Origin of the sequence: Variovorax sp. OV084 (genome assembly GCF_900111625.1) — a bacterium.
Taxonomy (GTDB): Bacteria; Pseudomonadota; Gammaproteobacteria; order Burkholderiales; family Burkholderiaceae_C; genus Variovorax.
The window spans coordinates 131,767-146,637 of the sequence record NZ_FOII01000012.1 but is presented as its reverse complement, the minus strand read 5'-3'; the positions used below and the strand labels follow the sequence as shown (position 1 = coordinate 146,637).

The following is a 14,871-nucleotide window of genomic DNA, read 5'->3' as shown; positions in this document are numbered from 1 at the left end:
CTACATTTCACAGCCGACAGTCTGCTTGGCTCGCCCGACAGACGACGGTGTCGGCCTTGGTGATGAGCGTGAAGCGTCGTGACTGCCGTCGATCGTTGCGCAACGCGCGGCCTCTGGGAACAACATATTTATTGCGCTTGGGCTGCCACTGGAACTCGCCGATTGACAGCCTTCAGTCCTTGCGGATTGTCTTCCTATACAGGCACGCTAGGTCATCGTCGGCGGCTTAAGGCACAAGGAGAATATGTGGCCGATGTGAAAACGCCGGTTGCCCACCCGCCTGGGCGAAGCGGCCCATGGCAAGGACACAGAGTGCAGCCACAAAGTGTCTGCGCGCGCTTTGCGTTGCCCCGACGAACAGACCGGAGTGTCAAGACGGAGCCCATTCTTGGAGCCCTCGGATTGTTCGTGCAAGTGCTGATGACGTTTGCGTTTCGAGCCCGCGGCGCACCACATAGCCGAGCGGCGCCAGCACGATAGCAGGGGTGCGCAGCACGGCGATACGCCCTTCTTCACCCAACCGCCGGATCAGGTCGTAGGGCGCGAGCGCGAGCATGTCGCTTTGGCTCAGCAAAGCGTTGGCCAGCATGACCGAGCGGGTGGACATCTGACAGGTTGTCGGTGTACCGCCCAACCGAGCAAACAGTTCCGCAAACTCGCGTGGTGCGATGCCGGTCAGGGGCGGTGTGATCCACCTCTGTGCGGCCAGCAACCGGTCGGACACGCCGTCAAGCGCAGCCAGTGGGTGGTCCGGACGCGCGACGACGACAAACCGATCTTCAAGCACGGGCGTGAAACCATGGCTGGTTGGCAGCGACGCAGGCTCCTGGCACAAAAGAAGGTCTGCAAAGTCGTGTTCGATCAGGCGCAAGATGTCGTCGGCCGTGACTTCTTGGATGTCGAGTGCAATGTCCGGATGCGCGGTGGCGAAGGGCGGCAAGGCAACGGTCAACCAACCTGAGACTGCTGAATGATGACGCCAGTTGCAAAGAGCCATCTTCCCTCCGATGCCTCGTCCCTGCGAATATTGCGGTTTGTGCGCATGCTCTCTTAACGTGCCGGCGTTGCGCCAGCTATGAAAGGACTCAGCATGACCCAGATACTCGGCCCCGCCAGCGAAATAGAAGCCGAGATGGCCGGCGCGGCGACGGCGTGCTTGGTTGCGGCCCTGGATCACTCCAAGGCAAAAGCCGTCAAGGTGACCATCGAAGTGGAGGGGGATACCAAGGGTCAGGCCCCAGTGCTGCTCCTGCCTCCGCATGCGTTGCGCTTCTTTGCCGATGTGCTGCGCCAGATGGCCAAGCGCGAGCCGATGATGCTTGTTCCGCAGAAGCTGGAGCTCACGACGCAGCAAGCGGCGGCACTTCTGAATGTGTCGCGTCCCTTCGTGATCAAGGAGATCGAGGCTGGCCGGCTGAAGTGCCGGCTCATCAACCGGCACCGCCGCATCGAGTTCGAAGAACTCATGCGCTACAAGGACGAGCAGAAGCAGCGGTCGGCCGGCGCCCTCAAACGCTTGAACGACCTCTCCCAGGAGATGGGCGAGGAGCTGTGAGTGGCCGGAAGCGCCCAGTACACGGCAGTGCTCGATGCCAACGTCCTGTATCCGGCGCTGCTGCGCGACGTGCTGCTCAGCCTAGCCGACGCGGACCTCTATAGCGCGAAGTGGTCCGTCCACATTCGTGATAGGTGGACGCGCAGCTTGCTGCGGGACCGGCCCGGCATGGGCGTCCAGATTGCCGCTGCTGCGCGGGCCATGGAGGACGCCATTCCGGACTGCCTCGTCTCCGGCTACGAACACCTGATCGAGGGCCTGAAGCTGCCGGACCCCGATGACCGCCACGTACTGGCTGCTGCGATCACTGGGCACGCGGATGCGATCGTGACGTGGAACGAAAAGGACTTTCCCAGGGAGGTGCTGGACCCGTTCGGCATCGAGGTACAGACCCCTGACGAATTCGTTCTCAACCAGTTGATGCTGGAGAAGCTCACCGCTCTCGCGGCCTGAAGCGAATGCGCGAGCGCTGGGCCCGGCCGCGGTACGACGCGATCGCGTTGGTCGCCCTGCTCGAGAAGCGCGGATTCCCTCCGCAGCAGCGACGGGCTCGCATGTCTGCGTTCCTCCGGGCACGACTATTCTTGGCCGGCGATGAAGACCGCAGCGTATGCAATGCGTTTAGCTGCAAAGGAGATTGCCGGACACACGCCAAGCCAATGGTGTGCGATAGCTCGGATCTTCTGTCGTGGCAACTGGCTCTTGGGGTCTCAGGTGACCTAGTTGTCGTCTATTGATGCTGCGCCGCCGAAGGCATTCCTAGTGCGGTTTTGATCTCGATCGCTCGGTGTCGTCCGATGCGAGTCGACAACCCGTTCTGCAGCAATGAAAAGATCGCTTCGGGTCCATTCACGACGGTCCCCCGACTGGCTACAGTCGGCCCTGAGGAGACCTTCAGCTCTCTCAATAGCGGACGCTGCAAACGACGTGGTCGTCAGCTCCAGCCAATGCTCACCTCCTCTTTAAGGCTGGAAAACGAAACGATGTAGCCAGCCAGAGCGCTTGCTGCCACGGTAGAAGGACTGCCCAACCACAGCGACCCTGGACCTGAGCGACCTGGGAAATTGCGGTTGATGGCACTGATGGTGACTTGTTCAGTCCTCTTCGATGCGCCGGGTCCGGCGTTGATACAAGCACCGCAGCCTGGTTCAACGAGCTGGACGCCCATTCGCAGAAAGACCTCTGTCATTCCTGCGCGATCGCTTCGTTCCCGCACGTCCTGGCTGCCGAATTGAAGGAAAAACTCCACCGCTGGCGCCAGTTGCAAGCCGTGGTCCGCGCCCCATTTCATGACTTCATGGTAGGCCTCGATGTCTTCAAGCTTGCCACCGGTGCACGATCCGCCATAGGCAATGTCGATTACCACCTTCTCGGACAGATCGGATACGGCCAGTCCCCTGCCAGGATCCCCCGGCCGCGCGACCATCGGCTCCAGGGCCGAGCAATCGACTTCGATCTCGTGGTCGTATTCAAATCCTTCGTCGCTATGCATCCAGTCTGCCACCTGGAAGTCGATGCCTCGACGCTCGCGCAGAAAGCGCGCCGTCTCCGCATCTGGCGCGACGATGCCGGTGAATCCGCCGATCTCGGCCACCATGTTCGTGAGCGTCGCGCGCGCGTCGGTCGTCATCTGGGCCAACGCCTCGCCTGCGTACTCGAACACCTGGCCTACGAGTTCACCGCTGCGAACCGCCTCGAGACGCAGAAGGTGCAACACGACATCCTTGGCGTCGACGTTTGATGGCAGCCTGCCATTGAGATGCACCCGGCACACCTTGGGCGGCGCGACCCGCACGTCGCCGTTGATCCATGCATTCGCCATCTCAGTGGCTCCGATGCCAAAAGCGAGGGCGCCCACCGCACCGCAGTGCGGTGTATGCGAATCGGTGCCCACGGCCACTTGGCCCGGCAGCACGTAGCGCTCGACCATGATCGAGTGGCAAATGCCCTCCGCGCCTGTCTTGCCGGGCACGTGGTGGTGCAACTGCACGCCGTAGCGTTCGCAGAAGCGCTCCTGCATCGCACCCATGGCCATGGCGGAATCCAGCAGGCCCATTGCGCGCTTTTCCGCCGACATCGCTTGCGGCATATAGACCAGGTGATCTGCAAAGCACTTGATGCTCGCGGCATCGTGGAGCTGGACGCCTTCTCCCATCGCGTCTTCCATGAAAGCGGCGCACATGCCGGTCACATAGTCGTGCGAATAGCGCCAGTCGGCGCGAACGAAGCGGATATCGTCTTGTGCAAAGGGGCCGGAAACAGGACGCCTTGCCGTGCGGGCCATGATCTTGTGGACATAGCTCATCGGGCCGGTCGAGGCGGGAACTGGCGCCATGCCGATCTCGCCCGACAAGCGGGCCTTGGTGTAGTTGAAGAGCCCGCCTCTTGCCAGGATCTCGGTGGTCACCGGATCGCATCCCTCCACGAGCTCTGCCAGCGGAATCGATTCGCCCGCCCGTATGCGGTCGATCAGGCCGAAGTCGTTCGAGGTGAAGATGCCCAGGTTGTGGCAGTTCTGCCGATAGATGCGCTCGAACTTCTTCGCGATGACGAGCCGGATGCCTGCTACCCGTTCGGCATACGGGCTGGCTTCGCGAGACGATCCCTTGCCATACCGGGTGCCGGCCACCGTGACGGCGAATCCGCCGAGCCGGATGGCGTCTGTGCCAACGGGGCGGCGGCCTCCGCAGGTCAGGCCTACATACGGATAACGGCCAAGTGTCTCGTCGACGTGAAAGCATGCCCAACCCGGCGTGATCTCATCGGTCGAGACGTCGTCGCGCAGCTTGCCTGCTTGCGCCAGCGTCAGGTCCTCGCCGCGCAGCTGGCGGTCGATCTGCTCGGGATCCTCGGACAGGAAGAGGACTCGCCCGGCGAACTGGATGCTGTTCATGGCAGGCCCCGCTCTCACTCGACCAGCTTGACGTTGGCGTCGCGGATGATGCCTTCGCGCTGCGCCCGTTCTGCCGCCATGCGCTGGGAGAACGCACCGGCCGTTCCACCCGTCCGGGTGAGGCCGAGTTCCGTCAGCTTGTTCGCCACGACGGGGTCGCTGAGGGCGGCGTTGAATGCCTCGTTGAGCTTGCTCACCACGGCCGGGGGCGTACCGGCCGGGGCCATCACGCTGTAGCTGACCAGCATGTCCGTCCCCTTGAGCGTCTGGCTGGTGCGCGACAAGCCGGGCATTGCCGCATAAGGCTGATTCGAAGCCACGGCGATCAGCTTGATCTTTCCGGCGGCAATCATGGGCTGCGCAGTGCTGACCAGCGTGATCAGCGAATCGATCTGTTGGCCGGCGATGTCCGCCAGCGCCGCGCCAGCGCCCCTGTACGGCACATGGTTCAGCGAGATGCCGCCGTTCTTGGCGATGAGTTCGCCGAGCAAATGGTGGTCGGTTCCCACGCCAGGCGTGCCGAAGCTGAGCGCCCCGCGCGACTTGGCCCAGGCCATGAAGCCGGGAAAGTCGTTGGCGGGCGATTCGGTGTTCACCGCGATCACCAGCGGCGCTTCGGCCAGATGAACCACCGGCATCAGGTGCGCCATGGCTTCCTCGGCCTTCTTGCCGTAGAGCGCTGGATTAATCGCGTAGAGGCTGTCCGTCGTGAGCAGCAAGGTGTAGCCGTCCGGCGCGGCTTTTGCGACCAGCGAAGTGCCGACCAGGCCCCCGGCGCCCGCGCGCGTGTCAACGATAACGGGCTGTTTCAGGCTTGCGGTCACGGCCGCGCCGGCCACACGCGCAAGGATGTCGGCGCTGCCACCGGCGGCGAACGGAACCACCAACGTGATCGGCTTGCTCGGGTAGGCGGTCTCGGCGGCGGCATGGTTGGCGACCGCTGCGTTCAGCGCCAACGCAGCGCACGCCGCAGCGGCGGTGCGAATAGGTTTTTTCATCGTTGTCTCCGTTATGGAGCCGTCAATGTAGGGTTCCGAACGGGGCGGGAAGATGGTATTTGGCGCATCATGTTTTCCATTTGGGAAAACTCATGCGCCAGCCCTACGACCCGCAAACGCTTCGCCTGTTTCTCACCGTGTGTGAAGAAGGCAGCATCGTTCGCTGCGCCGAGCGCGAATGTACCGTTCCATCCGCAGTCAGTAAACGGATGGCCGCGCTGGAGGAGCGCGCGGGCATGCAGCTATTGCGGCGAGGTGCACGCGGCATGGAGCCGACCGATGCCGGCTTGGCACTGGCCCGCCAAGCAAGGGAGGTATTGGCAAGCCTAGAGCGCATGCAATCGACCATGGAGGTCATCGCAAGCGGCGGGGAGGGGAGCGTGCGTATCCTTGCGAGCCTGGCTGCACTTTCGAGTTCACTCCCGGCCGACATGGTCAAGGTGCTGAGGAAACATCGCTCCATCAAGGTCAGCCTGAAGCAGGCCTCTTCGGCAGAGATGGTGAAGCAGGTGCGCGAAGGCAGCGCCGATCTTGCGGTTTGCTGGGACGTTGCGGACCTGACAGGGCTGGCGGCGCTTCCTTATCGTTGCGACCACGCGTGCGCCATCGTTCCCGCCAACCATCCATTGGCGCTGCGCAAATCCGTACGGTTTGTCGAAGTGCTGGCGTACGACTACATCAGTGCGATGCCCGGAAGCATGATGGAAACCAAGCTGCACCAGTACGCGGGAGCTGCCGGCATGCCGATGGCTCCCCGTATCGAGGTTCAGAGTTTCGACGGCGTGGCGCGGGTGGTGGCGGCAGGGCTTGGTGTCAGCGTGCTGCCCCGCGAGGTTATCGAACCGTTGGCAAACTCTCTGGCGCTGCGGATCGTGCCGCTAGCGGATGCCTGGAGCACTCGGCAGTTCGTCATCTGCTTCAGAGAAGAACCCTATGTGTCGCGTGCAGCCCTGGCGATTGCCAACGGCCTGAAGCAATAAGTAGGTGGCGTTTGGCCGATGAGCTCATTGCGAGTCATGTGGGCAGGTTGCGTGCGAACGAGAGGGCGCGGCCGACCGACCGCTTCTAGCCGAGGCTGTGTGAAAACGCTTCGCCGTCGGCACTCATCTAAATAAAATCATGGCACCCGTTCTCAGCGAGGTGCCCATGAAGCGATTCATCGAAGGCGAAGACCGACAGCAGGTCGCGTTGTTGCCGGAGTGTCTTGATGACTACATCGGCGAAAACAACCCGGTGCGAGTCGTCGATGTCTTTGTTGAAGAGCTGGACCTTCAAGCACTCGGCTTCAAGGGCGTGAACCCCGCCGCCATCCGATGAGCTCCGCGAGTTGATTTCCAACACACGCTGGTTCGAGCGGGCAGGCTCCTTTCCATCCGGATTTGGTTTCCTCGCGATAACGTCCTTGTCGTTCTGGGATGACGAGGACTCAAGCACTGGCATCCCGGCTCTGGATATGACTCTGGGCTCGATGGTCTCGCTGCCCCCGTCACCCCAAGATCCCACCCCACTTGAGATGCCTCCACAGGTCTCAAGCACCGCCGGCAACGATGAATATCGGCTTGCTTTGGCTTGCCCCAGACTGCAGCGCACCTGCGCGATGTTGTGGCCCCCATCTAGCTGGCTTGGGCACGGCCGCGCGTAGCTTGGTGCGCCGATTCGCAAGTGGGATAATCCTGTTTCGGTGGCCCGTTTGTCTCTGGTGTGATGCCTGAAACTTGGGGCTGCTTCCGGCAGTTTTGGTGTACCCAAACGTGTACCCGGCAGATTGGACAAATTGGCGAAAGCGAGTGCTGGTGCGGGTTGACGGCGATCTTGAGATTCCGCCCCAGCCACCACTCTTCTAAGCCTTTGATTCTTAACGGAATCAGGGGCTTTTCAGTTTGTGGTGCCTCGCTATCCGCCTGATTTGTTGCACCAAGTAGGTGCGCCGTGGCATCTACGCTTCATAGAATGGGCGGCGCATCAACTGTTCGCCGACGCTCGTTCATGGTCCAGCCTGTGCTGCTGAACGCGCATCAATCGAATCGTGTTCGCCTCGCTGTCGATCTGCGGGAGCGTGAGGCGCAGGAACTCAATGCGCCGTGACCCGACCATCGCAGCGAACTCCACCATCAGCCCGATGACCTGACGCTGTGGCCCCCTGAGTGTTGAGCCACGCGAGGAGCGCTGGGAACGTCTCAGGCTCCGGTGCTTCGGTGCGCGGCCGTTCAAGGTGGCGCTTCACCTGCTTGCATAGGTTGACGTCGATGTCGCCGCGCTCTACGGCGACGGTCATCAGGTTGACCAGCAGCGCGACCTCGCGATTCGCGCGCACCGGCGCCGCAGCTCTTTCGACGCGCAGGAATCTCGCAATGTCTGCCGGCCGGAGCACGCGCGCCGACACCTTGCCCATCACCTCCAGCAGCTTCACGCTGTACGCGGTGTAGTCGCTCTTCGTGCGCTCGTCGAGTCGCGTTCATTGCGGCACGCGGCCGGTTCGTGCACCATTCATCGTTGTGGTCAGCCGTCGATAGCACCCTGCGCGGCGTGCAGAGACCGACGATGAGAAGCGCGACCTAAGCTCTTAGAGTTGCGCCTTGGCCTCCAGTTCGGCTACGAACACGTCGATCCCTGCGGCGCCCTGCCCAACACTCATCACGCCAGGATTTTGTATCCCTCTTTCGAGGCTGCTCATGTATGAGCGATCAATGTAGCTGCGGTGCTCGAGCTCTTCATGCGAGATGCCACTAACCTTGCGCAGCGTCTTGATAGCGTTTCCGATCACTCTTATGCGAGATTGATCGACTCAGCTTGATCTCAACTTCTTACGCGGTTTGTCGAGCACCTGAAAGAACTCAGACGGCTGGATCTCCAAGGTTACGATGATTTTGAGGATGTTGATAAGGGCGAGATTGTGCTCACCTCGCTCTATGCCGCCAATGTAGCTGCGGTCAATTCCACACGCGTCACCAAATGCCTCCTGGGAATAACCCAGTTCCTTTCGGCGCTCGCGTACCGCCTCGCCAAAAAGCACGAGCTCTGGCACTTTCTTCCTGCGAACTGAAACCCCATTCACCATGTGGAGATAGTCAGTTTTAAAGGAATAAAGCACCACGGGATAAAATATCACGGGATATAGTTATCAAAACGGAAGGCGAGCCAGATGTCTCTGAGATTGCTCCCGTCGCCATTGCCGACTGCGCGACCGATACGACTACCCGCTTCTGCGTTGCCCGCAAAGCTGCGGCGATCAGCACCTGTGGTGCGCAGCGCGTCTGCGTCGCGCATCGGTGCGCAGGTGAGGGCGCTTCGCATGGCGGCGGAGATGTCTGGCGGTGCGCTGGCGCAGGCCTCGGGGATTTCCTCCTCGATGCTCTCGCGCATCGAGCGCGGGCTGGTCTCACCTTCGGTAGAGACCTTGGAGCGCCTCGCTCAGGGGCTTCATGTGCCTGTCTCGCGCTTCTTCGGCGACCAGGCGCGCCGCACGGACTTCTGCCACGTGCGGGCTGGCCGTGGTGTCCTTGTCGACCGCATCGGCGCCGTGGCGGACTACCGCTACGAACTGCTGGGCCACCTGCTGTCGGGCAACCTGTTCGTCGAGCCCTACATGGTCACGCTGCTGCCCGGCGCCGACCCCTACGTGACCTTCCAGCATCCGGGCCTCAAGTTCCTGTACTTCCTGTCCGGGGAGGTCAGCTACCGCTACGCTGGCAAGACGGTCGAGGTGGGGGCAGGGGACTCGCTGCTGTTCGATGCGACTGCGCTGCATGGCATCGATACCATTCATTCGGGGCCTGTTTCGTACCTCTCGGTGGTTTTCACGCTGCGCGAGTAGGCCGCTTGCGGCGACGCTGTCGTGTTGTGGAGCGAGGTGGATGTCTAACCAACCGATCGCCCGCGCATTCGCTATGTGCCGTATTCCCCTTCCCCATCCTTTCCTCAATGTTCGGCATGCCGAACATTGAGGAAGCTTTGAACGGCTATCAACAGTGGGGTCTTCTTATTTGATGAAGGGCCAGGAAATCTGTGAGGCGGCGGTGTGGGGGGCTGTGCGTGAACGGGATGGATGACCAAGCGCGAGCAGTCTGGAAGTGGCCGTTGCAGGGGGGCATTGAAATTTCGAGAGCAGAGTCCTTGCGCGGTGTTGAGGGCAGGCCTAGTCTGCCCTCAGACATTGTTTACTCAACGGCGTTGCAATGGTCAAAACCTCCCGATCAAGCTGCGTGATCAGTACCCGGTTGTCGTCCGATACGAGGACGCGGTTTGCCGCGCTGGCCGCGCGGCATCAGCTCAGCGCGTCGGATCTGCTTGCGAAGATGGTCGACGAAGTGCTCAAGACCAATGGCGCAATCTCGCTCGGGTCGGATGGACAACGGTCTGCATGCGATTCAGAGAGTGGCCTTGGCGTAACGGATCTCATCACACTGCGACTTCGTCCCGGCGACCGGATGCTGGCCGCAAAGCGGGCCGATGCTCGTGAGATGAAGACCAGCAGCTACCTGACCATGCTGGTCCACAACCATGTTCGGCGCTCGGCGGTGCTGCCTCCGAAAGAGCTGGATCAGCTTCGAGTGACCTGCGCGCAGCTGGCCGCGCTCGGGCGGCAGCTTCGAAGGTTCGGCATGCCGAACACTTTGGCGGAGCCAGTGGCATTGGACCTGGGCGATGCGATCGCGCTGGCACGGCGGGAAGTCGAGGTGGCACGCGAAGCCACAGCGGCCGTCGTGCGCCGGAACCTCATCAGCTGGGAGACCGGCATCGAGACGGACCATGCCTGAGCAGACTGTGCGCTTGGGCCGAAGCAGCCGCGGCTCGGCTGGCGCAGCGCGCGACATGGCCTTGGACATCGTGAGCTATGGCCGGCGGGGGCCGGGCGGCACCCTGCGCTTGGGTGCCGCCCAGATCGCACAGATCCAGCGCACGGTGGGTCGCACGCCCGAGGTGATCGTGAAGGTCTCCGGCGGTGGGCGGGATGTGGGCGGGGTGGGAGCGCACCTGCGCTACATCGGCCGGCATGGCAAGCTGCCGACGGAAACTGACGAGGGACTGATGCTGCAGGGCCGGGGCGCTGCCAGGGAGATCACGGCCGACTGGCAACTGGACCTTTGCAGAAGCCAGTACAAGCCCAAGCCGGCCGAGGGGCAGAAGGACCCCCGGGCCAAGCTCGTCCACAACATCGTGCTGTCGATGCCGGCCGGCACGCCGCCGCAGAAGGTGCTGGCCGCGGCCCGCTTGTTCGCGCGCGAGAACTTCGCGCTGCGGTATCGCTACGCCTTGGTGCTGCACACCGACCAGCCGCACCCGCACGTTCACCTGGTGGTCAAGTGCGAGCACGAGTTCGAGCCTGGCCAGCGCCTCTACATCCGGAAAGACACGCTGCGGCAATGGCGCGAACAGTTCGCCGCGCTGATGCGCGAGCAGGGCGTGGCGGCCAATGCGACGCCGCGTCAGGTGCGAGGGCAGATCCGCAAGCCGTACAGAGACGCGATCCATCATCGGCTCCGTGCGCTTCGGGCGTTCTGGCAACTGCCGATCGGCGAGCGGACCAAGCGGAGGATGCCGAAGACTTCAACCTTCGTGCGCGCCAAGCTGGAGAGCGTGCTCCAGGTTCTCAGGTCTGGGTGGGGCACCTTGGATGCTGGCCTGAAGGCGATGCAGGGGACCCGGCAGGAGGTGGCGGCGGACTGGCGTGCAACGGCGGAAGCACTTCGAAGGCAGGGCGAAGGTGATCTGGCTGCCCAGGTGGATCGTTTCGTCGCGCGCATGCCGGAGGTACAGACCGATGCGCAACGAATGGCTGGCCGCTGGAAAGAGCAAGCCAGAAGCCGGGCGCCAGAACGCACGATCACCGGTTTGCAGAGGTCGCAAGTCCGATGAACACGCGAGAGGTCGTGATTGCCTCGCCGGCAGCATCGATAACGTTGCGCAGACGGTCGAGGAGCCGAGTGCGTTTGCACGGGGCAAGCAGCTGGTCGAATGCCACCCGTTCCTGACAGGGCGACTCGGGCCTGGCCGGCGATTGTTCGAAAGCTGTTCGGCCGGTGAAGAGAAAAGGCTCGATTGGGGGGCTGAGGGCCGCTGTTGATACGCGAGCTCCTGCAGGCCTAGTAGATTTGGCAGTTGTCTAAAGTCGAGCCTCGTCGCACGCTCGGCAGAAGTTCATGCTGAAGACGATCTTGAGGGTGAGGGCTGCGATGTCGAAGCAGCGCAGATGGCGTTGTCTGCGGTTTTTTCGATTGCGCCCCAGCTGTGGAACCAGACGCGCTGCGCCAAGAACGGCACCGTCGCGCAGATCGAGCAGCTGGTGCGCATCGCGCGCGAGTTCGGCCGGCCGATGGCGACGGCGCAGCAGGCGCGCGAGATCTCGAAGATCGGCGTGTTCTACAAGACCACCGAAGAGTCGCTGCTGGCAAACGGTTTCGCCCCGAACCGCAACGGTGCCAACCAGGGTTCCTGCGCAAGGCCGTATGACTCCTCGTTGACGCCGTTTCGCATGGCCTTCGCTATGAGCACGGGAACGCAAATCACCGCGGCCTGTCGACTGGCGATGGCCTCGTGGCACGCCTTGGTTCTTGAGCATCCACCCGGACGGATGGCCCGCCGCCTCGACGAGGTAAAGGTGCGTGCCCAGGGTCTTCCTGCTCGGCCGTTCGTAGATCGTCAGGATCTGCACGCCAGCCTGGGCGGCGGCGCCACCGCTGGCGGCATCGGTGCGGCGCCAGCACGGCGGATGTAAAGAAGTGAACAGTCTACGAACAGCGGGCTGAACACACTGACGCGATCAAACCTGGTGGGCATCGGAGCGTGGCCTGATACTGCGCAGCAAACAGCTCGTCACCATATTGGATATAGCCGCTTGCCGGCGGCTACGGATCGATTGAGCGGGCGCTGCTGCCTCGGTCCGCGCGGTGGTCGTGGTGGCCGCGGCGCTTGCGCTCGGTCCGGGCTTTCTCCAGCGTCTCCTGGCTTTTCTTCGCAGCCGCCTCGCAGCGCTCGTGCAGCGCAATCAACTCCCTGTCCGTGAGCTTCTCGATGCCGATGAAGTCATCCTCCGCGTTGGAGGAGCGGATCAATTCGTCCAGCTTGGTCTGCAAGGCGACACCGTCGCGGTTCTGGGTGTTCTGAATGAGAAAGACCATCAGGAAGGTGACGATGGTGGTACCCGTGTTGATCACGAGCTGCCATGTTTCCGAAAAGCCGAAGAACGGCCCCGAAACCGCCCAAGCCACGACCACGGCCACGCAGATCAGAAAGGCCGCCGGGCTGCCGGCCATGCGGGCGAAGGTGTTGGCGAAGGAGTCGAAGAGTCGTTCCATGGGTTTGCCTGTGTCTTCCGATGCGCTCGGCGATGCCTGCACCGCCGAACGCTCTATCTGCCCGGAAGAACGCCGGGCATTTCGCTGAGAGCGCTCTGCGCGGGCGGCATCATCTCTGCCGGGATTTCGAAGCGTTTCTGGAGTGCATGGAAGTACGCAAGCGCGCCAAGCAGCACGACGATGACCGCCACGACGCCCTATGCCGATACGCGGCGGCTGTCGTCACGCTCGTCGCTTCCCGCCCGCTGCTGCTTCATGCTCAGGGCTCCTTCTGTCGCCCCGATCTACTTTTTCATCGCCTTGATCTCGGCCTTGCCCTTCTCTTCGTCCGTCTTGGCCTGCTTCATGCACGCAGACTTGGCGTCGCCCTTCTGGTCGTCGCACTTTTCCTTTGCGATGCTGTAGGCAACGTCCACCTTGGCTTCCGCCACCTTGCGAGCGTTGCCGTCACTGGGCTTGAGCTTCTGGTCCAACTCGGCCTTGGCGATCTTTTCCTTGCCCTTGGCCTCTTCGACGCAGACGTCCTTGGCGTTGTCCTTCATGGCGTCGCAGGCCGCACGGTCGGCCTTGTAGTCGGCCGCAATTTTGTCGCGACCGGCCTTGAGTTCGGCAATGGCCGGATCGACGGTCGCCGCCGGAGGCGGGTTCATCTGCGCGTGGGCTGAGAGCACCGTGAGGCACGACGCGACGGCGCAGGTCCATATGAGTTTCTGCATGGTCATCTCCTTTGGGCACCGTGTTCGTTGCACAAGGATGTCCGGTGCCTGGAGTCCAGACTAGAAACCATGGGCGATGCGTCGATAGGACGCTGCGCGAACTGGCCGTAAGCGCATGCCGACGCCGTCGGGATGGGGCTTGCCCGGCTATGCGCCTTCGCCCAGCACCAGTTGCGTCTGCGTGACGACCGCGCACAGCTTGCCATCGGCATTGGTGATCGAGGTTTGCCACACATGCGTGGTGCGTCCGCGATGCAGCGCCAGGCAGGTGCCCGTGACGGTAGTGCCCAGGCGCGCGCCAGCGATGAACTTGGTGCTCGAATCGGTGGTCGTCGTGCGCTTGCCTTCTGGCAGGTTGGCGATGGTGCCGACCGCACCCAGAGTGTCGGCGAAGGCCATGTAGGCGCCGCCGTGCAGGATGCCGCCGGCGGTGCACAGGTCCTGCCGCACCTCCATCTGCGCGACCACGCGGTCGGGTGCGAGCTCGGTGAGCCGTACGCCCATCAGGCCGGGGAAGATCGTGTCCAGCAGTTTCTGGAGCGCGGCGATGTCGTGCATGAATGTCTCCTTGGCTTGTCGGGGAGGATCCATTCTGAATAGATAAGCACCATGGCCGCCGCGCGATGTCCGGTCAGGCCCTTCGCTTGAACATCGCGGAAGCCCCGCTGGCCTGCGCCACGTCCTCGGCCGACGACAGCAGCACCGGTCCCAGTTCGAGCATGCGTTCCTCGGTCAGTCGCACCAGTGGCCCTGCGATGGTGATGACGCCGATCACCGCGCCGTTGCCGCTGCGCACCGGCGCGGCCATGGCGGTCATTGCCGGCGCGAACACCTCGCTGATCATCGCGAAGCCGCGCTTGCGTGCCGCGCGCAGATACGCCAGCAGCGCTTTCACTGTGGTCGGCGCCTTCGGGCCGTAGTCCTCGGGCTTGCCGAAGCCCTGCTTCGCCACGAGTTGCAGCGCTTGCTCGTCCGTCATTGTCGACAGCCAGGCGTGGCCGGCGGAGCTGCAGGAGAGGTTCACCGACAGGCCCATGTCCGGGTCGTAGCGCAGGCCGCGCGTTGCACCTTGCGCCTTGGCGACGAAGGTGAGCTCGTCGCCGTCGACCACCGCCAGCCGCACCAGTTCGCCCGATTCGGCGGCGAGCCGGTCGAGCAGCGGCTGCGCCACGTCGACGATGCCGCTGTTGCTGAGAAAGCTCAGGCCCAGCGACACCAGCTTGATGGTGAGCATGTAGTCGCCGTGGCTCTGGTCCTGCCGCACATAGCCGCAGCGGATGAGCTCGGTCAGCAGGCGGTGCGTGGCGCTCAGCGGCATTTCCAGCTCGGCCGACAGTGCCGACAGCGCGCGGCCTTCGGGGTGGCCGGCCAGGTGTTCGAGGACCTTGAAGCTGCGTTCGAGTATGGCTGTCAT

16 protein-coding genes and 3 pseudogenes are annotated in these 14,871 nt (G+C 62.9%); 8 read left to right on the top strand and 11 right to left on the bottom strand.

The window, feature by feature from the left end; all coding sequences use genetic code 11:
• Positions 1-370: 370 nt before the first annotated feature.
• On the bottom strand, positions 371-997 hold the full coding sequence (locus BMW87_RS24940; RefSeq protein WP_093079340.1) for a LysR substrate-binding domain-containing protein: 627 nt from the start codon (positions 995-997) through the stop codon (positions 371-373).
• A gap of 93 nt (positions 998-1,090) precedes the next feature.
• On the opposite strand from BMW87_RS24940, the gene BMW87_RS24935 reads away from it, so the two are divergent.
• Together BMW87_RS24935 and BMW87_RS24930 are read left to right on the top strand one after the other, a co-directional pair.
• Positions 1,091-1,555, top strand: a complete 465-nt coding sequence (locus BMW87_RS24935; protein WP_093079338.1) for a helix-turn-helix domain-containing protein — start codon at positions 1,091-1,093, stop codon at positions 1,553-1,555.
• Positions 1,556-2,008, top strand: coding sequence for a PIN domain-containing protein (locus BMW87_RS24930; RefSeq protein WP_256216900.1), 453 nt, complete (start codon positions 1,556-1,558; stop codon positions 2,006-2,008).
• A gap of 481 nt (positions 2,009-2,489) precedes the next feature.
• On the opposite strand, the gene BMW87_RS24925 is transcribed toward BMW87_RS24930, so the two are convergent.
• Together BMW87_RS24925 and BMW87_RS24920 are read right to left on the bottom strand one after the other, a co-directional pair.
• On the bottom strand, positions 2,490-4,448 hold the full coding sequence (locus BMW87_RS24925) for an aconitase family protein (RefSeq protein WP_093079335.1): 1,959 nt from the start codon (positions 4,446-4,448) through the stop codon (positions 2,490-2,492).
• A gap of 14 nt (positions 4,449-4,462) precedes the next feature.
• Positions 4,463-5,446: a Bug family tripartite tricarboxylate transporter substrate binding protein gene (locus BMW87_RS24920; protein ID WP_093079333.1), complete on the bottom strand. Its 984-nt coding sequence runs from the start codon at positions 5,444-5,446 to the stop codon at positions 4,463-4,465.
• Positions 5,447-5,538: 92 nt separating this feature from the next.
• Between BMW87_RS24920 and BMW87_RS24915 the strand changes: the two genes are divergently transcribed.
• Together BMW87_RS24915 and BMW87_RS24910 are read left to right on the top strand one after the other, a co-directional pair.
• Entirely contained in the window at positions 5,539-6,426 is an 888-nt protein-coding gene (locus BMW87_RS24915) for a LysR family transcriptional regulator (RefSeq protein WP_093079453.1), read from the top strand.
• Positions 6,427-6,592: 166 nt separating this feature from the next.
• Positions 6,593-6,751 (top strand): annotated as a pseudogene (locus tag BMW87_RS24910) (IS5/IS1182 family transposase); the annotation flags it as partial.
• Positions 6,752-7,517: 766 nt separating this feature from the next.
• Here BMW87_RS24910 and BMW87_RS24905 read toward each other — a convergent pair.
• The 3 genes from BMW87_RS24905 to BMW87_RS35555 form a co-directional block, all read right to left on the bottom strand.
• On the bottom strand, positions 7,518-7,856 hold the full coding sequence (locus tag BMW87_RS24905; protein ID WP_093079328.1) for a hypothetical protein: 339 nt from the start codon (positions 7,854-7,856) through the stop codon (positions 7,518-7,520).
• A gap of 375 nt (positions 7,857-8,231) precedes the next feature.
• Complete coding sequence (locus tag BMW87_RS24895; RefSeq protein ID WP_371258853.1) at positions 8,232-8,555, bottom strand: helix-turn-helix domain-containing protein; 324 nt, start codon at positions 8,553-8,555, stop codon at positions 8,232-8,234.
• On the bottom strand, positions 8,552-8,809 hold the full coding sequence (locus BMW87_RS35555) for a hypothetical protein (protein ID WP_256216907.1): 258 nt from the start codon (positions 8,807-8,809) through the stop codon (positions 8,552-8,554). The genes BMW87_RS24895 and BMW87_RS35555 overlap by 4 nt, the downstream gene beginning before the upstream one ends.
• On the opposite strand from BMW87_RS35555, the gene BMW87_RS24890 reads away from it, so the two are divergent.
• From BMW87_RS24890 to BMW87_RS24875, 4 genes and pseudogenes are all read left to right on the top strand, one after another.
• Entirely contained in the window at positions 8,739-9,260 is a 522-nt protein-coding gene (locus BMW87_RS24890; protein ID WP_256216899.1) for a helix-turn-helix domain-containing protein, read from the top strand. The two genes, BMW87_RS35555 and BMW87_RS24890, sit on opposite strands and share 71 nt — an antisense overlap.
• A 361-nt stretch (positions 9,261-9,621) precedes the next feature.
• Positions 9,622-10,203, top strand: a complete 582-nt coding sequence (locus BMW87_RS35550) for a hypothetical protein (RefSeq protein WP_256216898.1) — start codon at positions 9,622-9,624, stop codon at positions 10,201-10,203.
• A 55-nt stretch (positions 10,204-10,258) separates the two neighbouring features.
• Positions 10,259-11,302 carry a relaxase/mobilization nuclease domain-containing protein gene (locus BMW87_RS24880; RefSeq protein WP_256216897.1) on the top strand — a complete coding sequence of 348 codons (1,044 nt, stop codon included), beginning with the start codon at positions 10,259-10,261 and terminating at the stop codon, positions 11,300-11,302.
• Between the two features lie 370 nt (positions 11,303-11,672).
• Positions 11,673-11,876: pseudogene (locus BMW87_RS24875) on the top strand (3-keto-5-aminohexanoate cleavage protein); the annotation flags it as partial.
• A gap of 141 nt (positions 11,877-12,017) precedes the next feature.
• On the opposite strand, the pseudogene BMW87_RS35755 reads toward BMW87_RS24875, so the two are convergent.
• The 5 genes and pseudogenes from BMW87_RS35755 to BMW87_RS24855 form a co-directional block, all read right to left on the bottom strand.
• Positions 12,018-12,110 (bottom strand): annotated as a pseudogene (locus BMW87_RS35755) (prephenate dehydratase); the annotation flags it as partial.
• Positions 12,111-12,291: 181 nt separating this feature from the next.
• A complete protein-coding gene (locus tag BMW87_RS24870) occupies positions 12,292-12,741 on the bottom strand; it encodes a low affinity iron permease family protein (RefSeq protein WP_093079323.1) in 450 nt (149 codons plus the stop codon).
• 284 nt (positions 12,742-13,025) lie between these two features.
• The gene (locus BMW87_RS24865; protein WP_093079443.1) at positions 13,026-13,457 is read right to left on the bottom strand and encodes a hypothetical protein; all 432 of its coding nucleotides are present in this window, start codon (positions 13,455-13,457) and stop codon (positions 13,026-13,028) included.
• A 147-nt stretch (positions 13,458-13,604) separates the two neighbouring features.
• Positions 13,605-14,015 carry a PaaI family thioesterase gene (locus BMW87_RS24860; RefSeq protein ID WP_093079320.1) on the bottom strand — a complete coding sequence of 137 codons (411 nt, stop codon included), beginning with the start codon at positions 14,013-14,015 and terminating at the stop codon, positions 13,605-13,607.
• Between the two features lie 73 nt (positions 14,016-14,088).
• On the bottom strand, positions 14,089-14,871 hold the full coding sequence (locus BMW87_RS24855; protein WP_093079318.1) for an IclR family transcriptional regulator: 783 nt from the start codon (positions 14,869-14,871) through the stop codon (positions 14,089-14,091).

Bases quoted from the DNA above. Each gene is read 5' to 3' on its own strand.
- BMW87_RS24880 (WP_256216897.1), top strand. From the start codon at position 10,259: ATGGCCTTGGACATCGTGAGCTATGGCCGGCGGGGGCCGGGCGGCACC.
- BMW87_RS24940 (WP_093079340.1), bottom strand. From the start codon at position 997: ATGGCTCTTTGCAACTGGCGTCATCATTCAGCAGTCTCAGGTTGGTTG.
- BMW87_RS35555 (WP_256216907.1), bottom strand. From the start codon at position 8,809: ATGCGCGAGAGCATCGAGGAGGAAATCCCCGAGGCCTGCGCCAGCGCA.
- BMW87_RS24920 (WP_093079333.1), bottom strand. From the start codon at position 5,446: ATGAAAAAACCTATTCGCACCGCCGCTGCGGCGTGCGCTGCGTTGGCG.
- BMW87_RS24865 (WP_093079443.1), bottom strand. From the start codon at position 13,457: ATGCAGAAACTCATATGGACCTGCGCCGTCGCGTCGTGCCTCACGGTG.
- BMW87_RS24935 (WP_093079338.1), top strand. From the start codon at position 1,091: ATGACCCAGATACTCGGCCCCGCCAGCGAAATAGAAGCCGAGATGGCC.
- BMW87_RS24860 (WP_093079320.1), bottom strand. From the start codon at position 14,015: ATGCACGACATCGCCGCGCTCCAGAAACTGCTGGACACGATCTTCCCC.
- BMW87_RS24855 (WP_093079318.1), bottom strand. From the start codon at position 14,871: ATGACAGCCATACTCGAACGCAGCTTCAAGGTCCTCGAACACCTGGCC.
- BMW87_RS24870 (WP_093079323.1), bottom strand. From the start codon at position 12,741: ATGGAACGACTCTTCGACTCCTTCGCCAACACCTTCGCCCGCATGGCC.
- BMW87_RS24915 (WP_093079453.1), top strand. From the start codon at position 5,539: ATGCGCCAGCCCTACGACCCGCAAACGCTTCGCCTGTTTCTCACCGTG.
- BMW87_RS35550 (WP_256216898.1), top strand. From the start codon at position 9,622: ATGGTCAAAACCTCCCGATCAAGCTGCGTGATCAGTACCCGGTTGTCG.
- BMW87_RS24890 (WP_256216899.1), top strand. From the start codon at position 8,739: ATGGCGGCGGAGATGTCTGGCGGTGCGCTGGCGCAGGCCTCGGGGATT.
- BMW87_RS24925 (WP_093079335.1), bottom strand. From the start codon at position 4,448: ATGAACAGCATCCAGTTCGCCGGGCGAGTCCTCTTCCTGTCCGAGGAT.